The 13,241-nt window shown below is 71.0% G+C and carries 12 protein-coding genes; 9 read left to right on the top strand and 3 right to left on the bottom strand.

Annotated elements, in window-relative coordinates:
* Positions 1–105: 105 nt before the first annotated feature.
* A complete protein-coding gene (locus AB0959_RS24675) occupies positions 106–1,758 on the top strand; it encodes a GMC oxidoreductase (RefSeq protein ID WP_366828678.1) in 1,653 nt (550 codons plus the stop codon).
* Positions 1,759–1,837: 79 nt separating this feature from the next.
* Here the strand turns inward: AB0959_RS24675 and AB0959_RS24670 are convergent, their stop codons facing one another.
* Positions 1,838–3,634 carry an AMP-binding protein gene (locus tag AB0959_RS24670; protein WP_366828677.1) on the bottom strand — a complete coding sequence of 599 codons (1,797 nt, stop codon included), beginning with the start codon at positions 3,632–3,634 and terminating at the stop codon, positions 1,838–1,840.
* 335 nt (positions 3,635–3,969) lie between these two features.
* Between AB0959_RS24670 and AB0959_RS24665 the strand changes: the two genes are divergently transcribed.
* The 6 genes from AB0959_RS24665 (at position 3,970) to AB0959_RS24640 (ending at position 9,193) form a co-directional block, all read left to right on the top strand.
* Complete coding sequence (locus AB0959_RS24665; protein WP_366828745.1) at positions 3,970–4,725, top strand: metallophosphoesterase; 756 nt, start codon at positions 3,970–3,972, stop codon at positions 4,723–4,725.
* Positions 4,726–4,832: 107 nt separating this feature from the next.
* A complete protein-coding gene (locus AB0959_RS24660) occupies positions 4,833–5,276 on the top strand; it encodes an SRPBCC family protein (RefSeq protein ID WP_366828676.1) in 444 nt (147 codons plus the stop codon).
* 225 nt (positions 5,277–5,501) lie between these two features.
* A complete protein-coding gene (locus AB0959_RS24655; RefSeq protein ID WP_366828675.1) occupies positions 5,502–6,689 on the top strand; it encodes an ArsA-related P-loop ATPase in 1,188 nt (395 codons plus the stop codon).
* 57 nt (positions 6,690–6,746) lie between these two features.
* A complete protein-coding gene (locus tag AB0959_RS24650; protein WP_366828674.1) occupies positions 6,747–7,235 on the top strand; it encodes a DUF5304 domain-containing protein in 489 nt (162 codons plus the stop codon).
* Positions 7,236–7,364: 129 nt separating this feature from the next.
* Entirely contained in the window at positions 7,365–8,318 is a 954-nt protein-coding gene (locus AB0959_RS24645; RefSeq protein WP_366828673.1) for an ROK family glucokinase, read from the top strand.
* 128 nt (positions 8,319–8,446) lie between these two features.
* Positions 8,447–9,193, top strand: a complete 747-nt coding sequence (locus tag AB0959_RS24640; protein ID WP_366828672.1) for an endonuclease/exonuclease/phosphatase family protein — start codon at positions 8,447–8,449, stop codon at positions 9,191–9,193.
* Positions 9,194–9,221: 28 nt separating this feature from the next.
* On the opposite strand, the gene AB0959_RS24635 is transcribed toward AB0959_RS24640, so the two are convergent.
* Both AB0959_RS24635 and AB0959_RS24630 read right to left on the bottom strand, forming a co-directional pair.
* Complete coding sequence (locus AB0959_RS24635; RefSeq protein ID WP_366828671.1) at positions 9,222–9,941, bottom strand: hypothetical protein; 720 nt, start codon at positions 9,939–9,941, stop codon at positions 9,222–9,224.
* The gene (locus tag AB0959_RS24630) at positions 9,934–10,746 is read right to left on the bottom strand and encodes an alpha/beta fold hydrolase (RefSeq protein WP_366828669.1); all 813 of its coding nucleotides are present in this window, start codon (positions 10,744–10,746) and stop codon (positions 9,934–9,936) included. Before AB0959_RS24630 ends, AB0959_RS24635 begins: the two co-directional genes overlap by 8 nt.
* A 259-nt stretch (positions 10,747–11,005) precedes the next feature.
* Here AB0959_RS24630 and AB0959_RS24625 point away from each other — a divergent pair, with 259 nt between their 5' ends.
* Both AB0959_RS24625 and AB0959_RS24620 read left to right on the top strand, forming a co-directional pair.
* Entirely contained in the window at positions 11,006–11,815 is an 810-nt protein-coding gene (locus AB0959_RS24625) for a lysophospholipid acyltransferase family protein (RefSeq protein ID WP_366828668.1), read from the top strand.
* Between the two features lie 105 nt (positions 11,816–11,920).
* Positions 11,921–13,201 (top strand): DUF5931 domain-containing protein, encoded by a 1,281-nt coding sequence (locus AB0959_RS24620; RefSeq protein WP_366828666.1) that lies wholly within the window; start codon positions 11,921–11,923, stop codon positions 13,199–13,201.
* Positions 13,202–13,241 lie beyond the last annotated feature (40 nt).

Here is a 13,241-nt window from a genome sequence, read left to right as displayed (position 1 = left end):
GCCGGAAGGGGCAGAAGGGGCGGAAGAGGCAGAAGTCAGCCAGAGGGGCAAAAGGGATATCGAGCATCTCTGGTAATCATACGGGCGCCCGCGCATTCTGTGCGCATGACAGAGAATTTGACGCATCGTCACCTCTCGCGCCCGCACCTCTCGCGCCGCCGCGTCCTCGGTCTCGCCGCCCTGCAGACGGCCGCCGCGCTCGGCCTCACCCGGGTCTCCCTGGCGTCCGCGCAGGCCGTGGAGCCCGAGGCCGTCGACAACGCGCCCGCCCTCGTGATCGGTTCCGGCTACGGCGCCGCCGTGGCCGCCCTGCGCCTCGGCCAGGCCGGCATCCGCACCCTCGTCATCGAGATGGGCCGGCTCTGGGACACCGCCGGCCCCGACGGGAAGGTGTTCTGTCCCACCAACGCGCCCGACAAGAGATCCATGTGGTTCCGGAGCCGCACCGAGGCGCCGCTGGCCACCTTCCTGTGGCTGGACCTCGTCAACCGGGACATCAGCCCCTACCCCGGCGTCCTGGACCGCGTCCGCTTCGCCGACATGTCCGTGTACGTGGGACGCGGCGTCGGGGGAGGTTCGCTGGTCAACGGCAGCATGGCCGTCACACCACTGAAGTCGTACTTCGCCGAGCAGTTCCCCACCGTCGACGCGAACGAGATGTACGGCACGTACTTCCCGCGCGCCCGCTCCATGCTCGGCGTCAACACGGTCGACCCCGACTGGTTCGAGTCCACGGAGTGGTACCGCTTCACCCGGGTCTCCCGCAAGCACGCGGAGAACGCCGGCCTGAAGACCACCTTCGTCCCGAGCGTCTACGACTTCGCCTACATGCAGCGCGAGGCCGCCGGCACCGCCACCAAGTCCGCGCTCGGGGCCGAGGTGATCTACGGCAACAACCACGGCAAGCGCAGCCTCGACAAGACGTACCTCGCCTCGGCGCTCGGCACCGGCAACGTCACGATCCACACCATGGAGCGGGCCAGAGGGATACGAAGAGCGGGCGACGGGACGTACGTCGTGACCGTCGACCGCATCGACGACACCGGCAGGGTCGTCGAGACCAAGGAGTACGGCTGCACCTACCTCTTCCTCGGCGCCGGCAGCGTCGGCACCACCGAACTCCTCGTCCGGGCGCGGGCGAAGGGCACCCTGCCCGCCCTCGACGCGAGCGTCGGCAGCGGCTGGGGCCCGAACGGCAACGTGATGCTCGGCCGCGCCAACCACCTCTGGGACACCGTCGGCGCCAACCAGTCCACGATGCCCGTCATGGGCATCGACGACTGGTCGAACACCGCCAACCCGGTCTTCGCCGAGATCGCCCCGCTGCCCACGGGCCTCGAACACTGGGTGAGCCTCTACCTGGCGATCACCAAGAACCCGGAGCGGGCCTCGTTCACGTACGACTCCGCGACCGACTCGGCGAAGCTCGGCTGGAGCGCCGCCCAGAGCGCGGTGTCCGTCTCCATGGCCAAGAAGCTCTTCGACCGGATCAACTCGGCCAACTCCACGATCTACCGCTACGACCTGTTCGGCTCGTCCAGCAAGATCTTCGCCGACGACTTCACGTACCACCCGCTGGGCGGCTGCGTGCTGGGGAGGGCGACGGACGGCTACGGGCGCGTGAAGGGGTACGCGAAGCTGTACGTCACGGACGGCTCGCTGGTGCCCGGGTCCATCGGGGTCAACCCGTTCGTGACGATCACCGCGCTCGCGGAACGGACGATGGCGCGGGTCCTGGCGGAGGACACCGCGCCATGAGGGCCGGTCGAGTGGTGACCGGTCGAGTGGTGACCGGTCGAACGAGGACCGGTCGAGCGAGGACCGGTCGAGCGGGGGTTCAGCCCCGGTAGATCGCCTCGATCTCGTCCGCGAAGTCCTTCGCCACCACGTTGCGCTTGAGCTTCAGCGACGGCGTGAGATGGCCCGAGTCCTCGGTGAACTGGGAGGACAGAATGCGGAACTTCCGCACCGATTCCGCCTTCGACACCGCGGCGTTGCCGTCGTCGATCGCGGCCTGGATCGCCGCGTTCAGGTCCGCGTCCCCGGCCAGCGACGTCGCGGTGGAGCCCGTCGGCTTGCCGTGCTCGGTGGCCCAGCGGGTGAGGAACTCGTCGTCGATGGTGACCAGCGCGCCCACGAACGGCCGCCCGTCGCCCACCACCATGCACTCCGCGACCAGCGCGTGCGCGCGGATGCGGTCCTCGATCACGGCCGGGGCGACGTTCTTGCCGCCCGCGGTGACGATGATCTCCTTCTTGCGGCCGGTGATCCTCAGGTAGCCGTCCTCGTCGAGGGTGCCGATGTCACCGGTGTGGAACCAGCCGTCGGCCAGCGCCTCCTCGGTCGCGCCCGGGTTGTTCCAGTACTCCTTGAACAGGTGCTCGCCGTGCAGCAGCACCTCGCCGTCGTCGGCGATGCGGATCACCGAACCCGGCAGCGGCTGACCGACCGTGCCGATCTTCTGCCGGTCCCAGGGGTTGAACGCGGTGGCCGCGCAGGACTCGGTCAGGCCGTAGCCCTCCAGCACCGTGAACCCGATGCCGCGGAAGAAGTGACCGAGGCGCTCGCCCAGCGGGGCGCCGCCGGAGATGGCGTACTCGCCCTTGCCGCCGAGCACGGCCCGCAGCTTGCTGTAGACGAGCACGTCGAACGCCTTGTGCTTGGCCTTCAGCCCGAGCGACGGACCGGACGGGGTGTCCAGGGCCTTGCTGTACGCGATGGCCGTGTCCGCCGCCTTGTCGAAGATCTTGCCCTTGCCGTCCGCCTGCGCCTTGGCGCGCGCCGAGTTGTAGACCTTCTCGAAGACGCGCGGCACACCGAGGATCAGCGTGGGCCGGAACGAGGCCAGCTCGTCGGTGAGGTTCTTGATGTCCGGGACGGTACCCAGCTTGATCGGCGCCATCATCGGCGCGATCTGCACCAGTCTCCCGAAGACGTGTGCGAGCGGCAGGAAGAGCAGCACCGAGCACTCGCCGGTACGGAACAGCGGCCGCAGCCGCTCCACGATGTTCCCGCACTCGGCGAAGAAGCTGCGGTGGGTGAGCACGCAGCCCTTGGGGCGGCCGGTCGTGCCCGACGTGTAGACGATGGTCGCCGGGTCGTCGGCCTTGGCGATCGAGCTGCGCTCCTCGACCACCGCGTCGGTGACGTCCCGGCCGGCACGGCTCAGTTCCTCGACGGCTCCGGCCTCGATCTGCCAGACGTGCTTGAGGGCCGGCAGCCTGTCGCGCACCGACTCCACGGCCGCCGTGTGGTTGTCCAGCTCCACGACGCACGCGGTCGCGCCCGAGTCGCTGAGGATCCACTGCACCTGCTCCGGCGAGCTGGTCTCGTACACCGGCACGGTGACCGCGCCCGCGGACCAGATGGCGAAGTCGAACAGGGTCCACTCGTAGCGCGTACGGGACATCAGCGCGACCCGGTCGCCCGGCTGGACGCCCGAGGCGATGAGCCCCTTCGCGGCGGCCCGCACCTCGGCCAGGAAGGCGGCGGCCGTGACGTCCTGCCAGGTGTCTCCCACCTTGCGGGCGATCACGGCGACTTCGGGCTGCTGCGCGGCGTTTCTCCGGACGATGTCGGTGAGATTGCCGTCCGTGGGGACCTCGTACAAAGCCGGAAGGCTGAACTCGCGCAAGACTGCTGCTCCTCATAGGGCGCCGGCGCCCGACTCCGTGTGCTGCGACGGCCGGTCCAGGACTCGGGCAGTGCTCTCAGATTCACTTGTTGAAATCCCGAGCACAACTGGACTGCCCGGACGTTACCCGTCGGTATGCCTTCTACGACAGGGGGCCGGACGAGATGTTTTCTCCGTCACACGTCATGGGCTTTCCTTCGCGCACAGTAGTCCACGGAATTCGCAACTGGCCAGTAACCACAGGTCCGGCCACCTCTGTTCACGTTTGCGCCACGCCCCTACGCTTGATCACCATGGCACCCACACCAGGCGGCAGCGGCAGGACACGCATCCACGTGGTCAGCGACGTGCACGGCAACGCGACGGACCTGGCCCGGGCGGGCGAGGGTGCCGACGCCCTGATCTGCCTCGGTGACCTGGTGCTCTTCCTCGACTATGCCGACCACTCGCGCGGGATCTTCCCCGATCTGTTCGGCCCCGAGAACGCCGACCGGCTCGTCGAACTGCGCACGGCCCGCCGCTTCGAGGAGGCCCGCGAGCTCGGCGCCCGGCTCTGGGCCGGGATCGGCTCGGACCGGGCCGCCGTGATCGAGAAGGCGATACGCAAGCAGTACGCCGAGCTCTTCGCCGCGTTCCCCACCCCGACGTACGCCACCTACGGCAATGTCGACATGCCGACCCTGTGGCCGGAGTACGCGGGACCCGGCACGACGGTGCTGGACGGCGAGCGCGTGGAGATCGGCGGCTGGACCTTCGGCTTCGTGGGCGGCGGCCTGCGCACCCCCATGCGTACGCCGTACGAGATCAGCGACGAGGAGTACGCGGCGAAGATCGAGGCCGTCGGCGAGGTGGACGTGCTGTGCACCCACATCCCTCCGGAAGTGCCGGAACTGGTGTACGACACGGTGGCGCGCCGCTTCGAGCGGGGCAGCCGGGCCCTGCTGGACGCGATCCACCGCACCCGCCCCCGCTACTCGCTCTTCGGGCACGTCCACCAGCCCCTGGTGCGGCGGATGCGGATCGGAACGACCGAGTGCGTGAACGTCGGCCACTTCGCCGGGAGCGGGAAGCCGTGGGCGCTTCAGTGGTGAACCCCAGGTCGGGTGGCGAGGGTCGGGCGGTCGCGCGGTAGCCTTCACGCTGCACAGGCGTACGTACCACCCTCCCTCACCGGACCGCATCTGGAGGAGCCACGGCGATGGCTGAACACACCAGTTCGAGCATCACGATCGAGGCGGCCCCGGCCGACGTCATGGGCGTGATCGCCGACTTCGCCCGGTACCCGGACTGGACGGGTGAGGTGAAGGAGGCGGAGGTCCTCAAGACCGACGACCAGGGCCGCGCCGAGCAGGTCCGTCTCGTCATGGACGCGGGCGCCATCAAGGACGACCAGGTCCTCGGCTACACCTGGACCGGCGACCACGAGGTCTCCTGGACCCTGGTCAAGTCCCAGATGCTCCGCTCCCTCGACGGCTCCTACCTCCTCAAGCCGGCGGGCACCGGCGCGACCGAGGTGACCTACCAGCTCACGGTCGACGTCAAGATCCCCATGCTCGGCATGATCAAGCGCAAGGCGGAGAAGGTCATCATCGACCGTGCCCTGGCGGGCCTGAAGAAGAGGGTGGAGTCGGGCGGCAAGTAGCCCCCTCGGGTAGGGGAGGCGCGCCCCTGGAAGGGGCGCGGGGCTGTGTCGATGTGCGGCTCCGCCGCGTGGGCGCGACAGGTTCCCCGAAGGCCGCCGGGCGCGCCCCCGAAAGGGGCGCGGGGAACTGCGCGACCAGCCCCGACAAACCCGCACCCGCCCACCGCCCCCAACGGGGCAGATGAGACGCACTTGCCCACCTCCCGGAGGGTACGGTGCACTCCTATGCGCACCATCCTGATCACCGGCCAGGGCGGCACCGGTCGAACCACCATCGCCGCGGCCACCGCCCTGAACGCCGCCCGCGAGGGCACCCGCACCCTCGTCCTCAGCGCCGACCGCACCGACACCCTCGGCGCGATACTCGGCGTCCCCACGGGCGCCGACCCGGTGCAGGCGGCCCCCGGGCTCACCGCGTGGCGGCCGGACGCGGCGGAGGACTTCCGCGAGGACCTGGTCTCCTTCCAGGAGCGCGCCACCTCGGTACTGGACCTCCTCGGCGCCTCCCGCCTCGACGCCGAGGAACTCACCCCACTGCCCGGCGCCGAGGAGCTCGCCCTCCTGCGCGCCCTGCGGGACGCTGCGCTCTCCGAGGCGTACGACCTGCTCGTCGTCGACCTGCCCCCGAGCCCGCAGGCACTCGCGCTGCTCGGCCTCCCCGAGGAACTCCGCCGCTACCTGCGCCGCCTGCTGCCCCCGGAGCGCCAGGCCGCCCGCGCCCTGCGCCCCGTGCTCGGCCGCCTCGCGGGCGTGCCGATGCCCGCCGAGTGGCTCTACGACACGGCCGCCCGCTGGGACATCGAGCTGGCCGCCGTGCAGTCGGTCCTCGAGGAGCGGTCCACGACCGCGCTGCTGGTCGCCGAACCGGGCCCCAGCGGCACCGACCACGTGCGCACCGCCACCGTCGGCCTCGCCCTGCGCGGCCTGCGCGCCGACGTGCTCGTCGCCAACCGCGTCCTGCCCCACCACACGCACGACACCTGGCTCGCCGGCATGGTCGCCCAGCAGCGCAAGGCCCTGGAGGACTGGCGGGACGCGTACGGCGGCCGGCAGGGCGTCCACGAGGTCGCCCATCTCGGCAGCGACCCCCGCGGCGCCGACGACCTCGCCGCACTCGGCGCGCCCGGAGTCGACCCGAACCCCTCCCCGGTCGAGTGGCCCGTCACCGAGCGGCCCGCCGACGACGGCGACAGGGTCTTCGTCTGGCACATCCCCCTGCCCGGCGCGATACGCGACGAGCTGGACCTCATCCGCCGGGGGGACGAACTCGTCGTCACGGCCGGGCAGTTCCGCCGTATCCTCCAGCTCCCGTCCGCGCTGCGCCGCTGCACGGTGGACGGCGCGTCCCTGCGCGAGGGGGAGCTCGGGATCCGGTTCACTCCCGACCCGGAACTGTGGCCCGAGGGGCGGTGAACGCCGTACCCCCGTTCGGGTAACGTCGAAGGTACGAACCGTAGGCAGGAGTCCGCCATGAGCGAAGAGCGCCCCACGTCCGACGCCGCTCGACAGGAGGCTCAGGACGAGGCGGTCGAGGACGTGCACGTCACGGACCCGGACGCGTGGTCGACGGCGTGCGAGGAGGACCTCGCCGCGGAGAAGGCCCGCCGCCGCGCCCAGTACGGTCCGCCCCCGGGCGCGGCCGCCGAGGAACTGCGCAAGCTGGTCGACGCCGTCGCCGACAAGCTGTCCGGCATCCAGTCACCGCTGTTCGGCGCCGTCGCCGGCGGGGCGGCCCAGCAGATGCTGAACCAGGCCGTCCGGCAGGCGAAGGCCGCCGTCGAACCCGTCATCGAGCGCAATCCCGACGTCTTCGACCACCTGTCCGCCGCCGGCTCCGAGCTGCTCGCCGCGTACCGCTCCGCGGTGGAGGGCCAGGAGCGGCGCTGGACCAGCCCCGAGACCGACCGCCGGGACAAGGGCGAGGACCCCGGACCCGGCGAACGCATCGACCTGGACTGACGCATTCCCTTCTCGGGGCCCTGCCGTGGGGTTCTCGCCCGCCCGTCCGCCCGGTGGACGACGAGGGTCTGACGGCAGGGCCTCGGGTACGGTTGGCCGTAGCGGGGCTCGACCGAAACTGAGGGATTCATGGGACTCACCATCGGCGTCGACATCGGCGGCACGAAGATCGCGGCCGGTGTGGTCGACGAGGAAGGCAACATCCTCTCGACCCACAAGGTGCCGACTCCGGGCACGCCCGAGACAATCGTGGACGCGATCGCCGCCGCCGTCGAGGGCGCCCGCGCCGGACACGAGATCGTCGGCGTGGGCATCGGTGCCGCCGGATACGTCAACCGCCAGCGGTCCACGGTCTACTTCGCCCCCAACATCGACTGGCGCCAGGAGCCGCTGAAGGAGAAGGTCGAGGCACGCGTCCACCTGCCGGTCGTCGTGGAGAACGACGCGAACGCGGCGGCGTGGGGCGAGTACAGGTTCGGCGCCGGCAAGGGCCACCGCAACGTCATCTGCATCACGCTCGGCACCGGCCTCGGTGGCGGCATCATCATCGGCAACAAGCTGCGCCGCGGGCACTTCGGCGTGGCCGCCGAGTTCGGCCACATCCGTATGGTCCCGGACGGCCTGCTGTGCGGCTGCGGCTCGCAGGGCTGCTGGGAGCAGTACGCCTCGGGGCGCGCCCTCGTCAGATACGCCAAGCAGCGCGCCAACGCGACCCCCGAGAACGCCGAGATCCTGCTCGCTCTGGGCGACGGCACCCCCGAGGGCATCGAGGGCAAGCACATCTCCGTGGCGGCCCGGCAGGGCGACCCCGTGGCCGTCGACTCCTACCGTGAGCTCGCACGCTGGGCCGGCGCCGGCCTCGCCGACCTCGCCTCCCTCTTCGACCCCTCCGCCTTCATCGTCGGCGGCGGCCTCTCCGACGAGGGCGAGCTGGTCCTCGACCCGATCCGCAAGTCGTACAAGCGCTGGCTGGTGGGCGGCAACTGGCGCCCGGTGGCCGACGTGATCGCCGCCCAGCTCGGCAACGAAGCGGGCCTGGTGGGCGCGGCGGACCTGGCCCGCCAGCCGGACCCGACCATGTGAGGGCCACTTTTCGAGGTGTGGTGACCGCACGTTCTTAAGGGGCGCGGGGAACTGCGCGACAAGCCACGACGAGCGGGCGGTCGCACATCAACCTCGCGCCCCGAGCTCTTGGGCGTACATTGATCCACATGGCGCTGCTGCCCGACTCCCGTACCGAGCCCGACGGTTCCGCCGTCATCCGCGTCCTCAGCTACAACATCCGCTCGATGCGAGACGACACCGAAGCACTGGCCCGCGTCATCACCGCCTGCGCCCCCGACGTGGTCCTCATCCAGGAAGCCCCCCGCTTCTTCCGCTGGCGCAAGAAACTCGCCCGGCTGGCCGCGGCCTCGGGCCTCGTCACCCTCTCGGGCGGCGCCACCGCCTCCGGCCCCGCGCTGCTGTGTTCCCTGCGGGCGACGGTCGAGCGCACCGAGGACGTACTCCTGCCCCTCACCCCTGGCCTGCACCGGCGCGGCTTCGCGACGGCGGTCGTACGGTTCGGGGGCGCCCGGCTGGGCGTCCTGAGCTGTCACCTGAGTCTGCGGAAGGACGAGCGGTACGAGCAGGGAGGCATGCTCCTGGACCGGCTCGCCGGGATGGGCGTGGAGCACGCGATCGCGGGCGGCGACCTCAACGAACGCCCGGACGGCCGCACCTTCAAGCGCCTCGCCGCCGACCTCCAGGACTGCTGGGCCACCGCCCCCTGGGGCGCCGAGGACACCTTCACCCCCACCGACCCCCGCCGGCGCATCGACGCGATCCTCGCCACGCGCGGCATCGGGGTGCTGGGCTGCGGAGTACCCGTCGGCCATCCCGGAGTCACGGAGAACGACCTGAGGGCGGCCACGGACCATCTGCCGGTCCTGGCCGCCCTCAAAGTGCCCGCGAGCTAGCTTCGTCGCGCTTCGTCCCCGGCCCAGGTCAGACGACCGCGCCGCGCCCCGGATCGTCGTCGTCCTCGTCGTCGCCCTTCATGCGCATCACCAGCGTGGCGAAGCCGCCGAGGAAGCCGCCGATACCGACGGTGGCCAGCCACCACGTCATGTCCCAGCCGAGCAGGACGGCGAGCAGCAGCAGGACGGGCCCGCCGATCACCGCGAGCCAGGCGAACTTGGCCGTCGCGTCGGCCGCGGGCAGCGGGGGCGGCTCGGGCGGTACGAAGTGGCCCTCGTCGTCCTCGCCGAAGTCGTCCTCGCTCGGCTCCGGCGCCCGGTAGTCACGCGGGCCGCCGCCGACGCCGGGTGCGAACGCGATGGAGCTGCCCAGCGGCTTGGTGGCGGAGGGACCGGCCTCGTCGGAGGACTGGTCCCCGGCCTTGCCGGAACCCTTGTCCGAGCCGTCGTCGGAGTCCTTGTCCAAGCCCTTTTCCGAGCTTGGGCCGGAGGGCTTGTCGAACGGCTTCTCGGGAGGCTTGGGGGCCGGCTCGTCCGTGGCGTCGTCCGGCTCGGGCTCCGGCAGCGCCAGGTCCTCCACCGAGCGGAACGGCCGGGCACCGGGCGGATCCGGGGGCTCCTCGCCGTACCCGGCGACGATCGCCCGCCACGCGGCGTCCTCGTCGAACGGCACGTGCTGCTCCTCGCCCGACTCGCCGGGGGATACGCCCGTCTCCTCCGGCTCGCGCTCGGAGTCGTGCTCAGCCACCAGTGGCCGTCCCTTCCTGTGTGCCCACCTGTCCCGCTCCGGTCGTGTCCTCGCCGGCCCCGGGCGCGAGCCGTGCGATGAACGCGTAGCTCTCCTCGAAGATCCGCTCCGCGTCATTGTCCAACGTCGCGACGTGGTAGCTCTGTTCCAGCAGGATCTCCGTGACGTCCCTGGACGACACCCGGCTGAGGACGCGCGCGGAGTCGGCCGGCGGCACCACGTGGTCCTCGGGGCTGCGCAGCAGCAACATCGGCTGGGTCACCTGGGGGAGTTCGACGTCGACGAGCCGGAAGAAGTTCCGCAGGGAGTGCGCCGCGTGCAGCGGGACCCGGTCGTACCCGACCTCGACACCGCCCTCCTTCTTTATGTCGCTGGTCAGCCCCTTCGTCGTCCGTACGACGTGGCGGAGCATGGGAAGGGCGTACGCGGACAGGCCGTGCACCTTGTTCGCCGGGTTGACGACCACGATGCCCGAGACGTCGTCCCCGTGCTTCGCGGCCAGCCGCAGGGTGAGCGCGCCGCCCATGGACAGGCCGAACACGAACACCCGGGCGCAGCGCCGGCGCAGGGCGCGCAGCTCGCGGTCCACCTCCGCGTACCAGTCCTGCCAGCCGGTGAGCTGCATGTCCTCCCAGCGCGTGCCGTGGCCGGGCAGGAGCGGCAGGGCGACGGTCAGACCGCGCTCGGCGAGGTACTCCGCCCAGGGGCGCAGCGACTGCGGGGAACCGGTGAAGCCGTGGCAGAGGAGGACGCCGACCTCCCCGCCCTCGTGGCGGTACGGCTCGGCTCCAGGAAGGACCGGCACGTCGGTCTCCTGTTCGGTGAGGTAAGGACCGGGATCAACGAAAGAACAACGAGAACAGCGAGAACAGCGAGAACGACGCGAACAACGAGAAGGTCTGAGGTTGGCGGGCTTCGAGGTGTACTTCACCGTACGCGACGGCACTGACACCGACCAGGCCCTTCGGCCACTCGGACCGGAGGGCCCGCGGGGGCTTTTGACGGCGCTCCGGGTTAAAGTCTGATCTACGGATACAGGAGGCACTCGGTTGTTGTACGGCGCGATGAAGGTCGCTGTTGGGGGTCCGCTGAAGGTCGCCTTCAGGCCCTGGGTGGAAGGTCTGGAGAACGTTCCCGCCGAGGGCCCCGCGATCCTGGCGAGCAACCACCTGTCCTTCTCGGACTCCTTCTTCCTGCCCGCGGTCCTCGACCGCAAGGTCACCTTCATCGCGAAGGCCGAGTACTTCACCACGCCCGGGGTGAAGGGCCGGCTGACGGCCGCCTTCTTCAAGGGCGTGGGCCAGCTCCCGGTGGACCGCTCCGGCGCGCGCGGCGCGGGTGAGGCGGCGATCAGGAGCGGTATCGAGGTCCTGGAGCGCGGTGAGCTGTTCGGCATCTACCCGGAGGGCACCCGCTCGCCCGACGGCCGCCTCTACCGGGGCAAGCCCGGCGGCCTCGCCCGCGTGGCGCTCGCCACCGGCGCGCCCGTCATCCCGGTCGCCATGATCGACACGGAGAAGATCCAGCCGCCGGGGAAGGTCATGCCCAAGTTGATGCGGCCGGGCATCCGCATCGGCAAGCCCCTGGACTTCCGCCGGTACCAGGGCATGGAGCACGACCGTTTCGTGCTTCGCGCGGTGACCGACGAGGTCATGTACGAAATCATGAAGCTCTCCGGCCAGGAGTACGTCGACGTCTACGCGACCGCCGCCAAGCGGCAGATCGCCGAGGCGGCGAAGGCGGAGAAGCAGGCCGACAAGGCGGCGAAGGCGGCACTGGCCAAGGCCGAGAAGGACCAGGCCGAGAAAGACCAGGCCGAGAAGGAACAGGCCGAGAAGGAACAGGCGGAGCGGGAGCAGCGGTCCGACTCCTAGCAGCGGTCCGTCTCCTGGACAGACGCTCGCGTCAGGGGTGGGGTGGGCGAGTGAGCCGAGGGGCGTGAGCGCCCCGGAGGCGAACGACCGAAAAATAGGGGGGACATGCCCAGACGCGAGAGAGTCATGAGGATGTCGGTCGAGCAGCCGCTGTGGCGTGCCCTGACCGGCTACCGCATCCTGACCATGCTGTACGCGATCGGCCTCTACGTCAGCGCGAACGACAAGTTCGAGCGCCCCTGGGTGGCCGTCGCCTACTACACGGTGCTCGTCGTGTGGACCCTGGCCACCCTCCCCAGGGTCGCGAACGCGGCCAACTGCACCAAGCGTTTCCTCGCCGCCGACCTCACCATCGCGCTCGCCGGCATCCTGCTCACCCGCGTCGCCGACGCACCCGAGCGGATCGAGGCCGGCGGCCCCACACTGCCGTCGATATGGACGGCGGGCGCCGTCCTGGCCTTCGCGATCAAGGGCGGCTGGCGCTGGGCGGCCTTCGCCTCCACGCTCGTGGCCGCCGTCAACATCGTCGAGCGCGGCGCCCCGACCCGCGACACCATCCACAACGTGGTGCTCGTCTGGGTCGCCTCCATCGCCATCGGCTACGTCGTCGAGGTCGCCCGGGCCTCCGAGCGGACCCTGGCCCGCGCCCTGGAGATCGAGGCCGCGACCCGTGAGCGGGAGCGGCTGGCCCGCGACATCCACGACAGCGTGCTCCAGGTCCTCGCCATGGTGCAGCGGCGCGGCACCGCGCTCGGCGGCGAGGCGGCCGAACTGGGCCGGATGGCGGGCGAGCAGGAGGTCGCCCTGCGCACCCTGGTCTCCGGCGGGCTCGTCCCGGTCTCGCGCGTCTCGGAGGACGCGGCCGAGGGAGCGGTCGTACGGATGGTGGAGGAACCGGACGGCGCGGACGACCCGAGCGCGCCGGACGGGGAGACGCCCCTGGTCGATCTGCGCACCCTCCTCGCCCCCTACGCCGGCTCCAAGGTCACCCTCTCCGAACCCGGCGCCCCCGTGCGGCTCGCCCCGCTCACCGCGCGCGAGCTGGCCGCGGCCGCCGGCGCGGCCCTGGACAATGTCCGCAGGCACGCCGGAGAGAGCGCCCGTGCCTGGATCCTCGTGGAGGACGAGCCGGACGAGGTGATCGTGACCGTACGGGACGACGGTCCGGGCATCCCCGAGGGCCGGCTCGCCCAGGCCGAGGGCGAGGGGCGGCTCGGTGTCGCCCTGTCCATCAGGGGCCGGCTGCGCGACATCGGCGGCACGGCCGACCTGGTCTCGGTCCCGGGGCAGGGCACGGAGGTCGAACTGAAGGTACCCAAGGCCCCACAGGGGCCGAAGGACACGAAGGGCACGAAGAACGCACGGGGGAAGGCGGAGAAGCGGTGACGGAGAGCAGGGACATACAGGAGCCCGGTGTGCCCGAGGA

The organism is Streptomyces sp. NPDC046862, from assembly GCF_040704615.1.
Taxonomy (GTDB): domain Bacteria; phylum Actinomycetota; class Actinomycetes; order Streptomycetales; family Streptomycetaceae; genus Streptomyces.
Note: the sequence above shows the minus strand (reverse complement) of the source record. Positions and strands in the feature narration are given on the sequence as shown.

Bases quoted from the DNA above. Each gene is read 5' to 3' on its own strand.
- AB0959_RS24675 (WP_366828678.1), top strand. From the start codon at position 106: ATGACAGAGAATTTGACGCATCGTCACCTCTCGCGCCCGCACCTCTCG.
- AB0959_RS24660 (WP_366828676.1), top strand. From the start codon at position 4,833: ATGGCTGAACACACCAGTTCGAGCATCACGATCGAGGCGGCCCCGGCC.
- AB0959_RS24655 (WP_366828675.1), top strand. From the start codon at position 5,502: ATGCGCACCATCCTGATCACCGGCCAGGGCGGCACCGGTCGAACCACC.
- AB0959_RS24650 (WP_366828674.1), top strand. From the start codon at position 6,747: ATGAGCGAAGAGCGCCCCACGTCCGACGCCGCTCGACAGGAGGCTCAG.
- AB0959_RS24645 (WP_366828673.1), top strand. From the start codon at position 7,365: ATGGGACTCACCATCGGCGTCGACATCGGCGGCACGAAGATCGCGGCC.
- AB0959_RS24640 (WP_366828672.1), top strand. From the start codon at position 8,447: ATGGCGCTGCTGCCCGACTCCCGTACCGAGCCCGACGGTTCCGCCGTC.
- AB0959_RS24625 (WP_366828668.1), top strand. From the start codon at position 11,006: ATGAAGGTCGCTGTTGGGGGTCCGCTGAAGGTCGCCTTCAGGCCCTGG.
- AB0959_RS24620 (WP_366828666.1), top strand. From the start codon at position 11,921: ATGCCCAGACGCGAGAGAGTCATGAGGATGTCGGTCGAGCAGCCGCTG.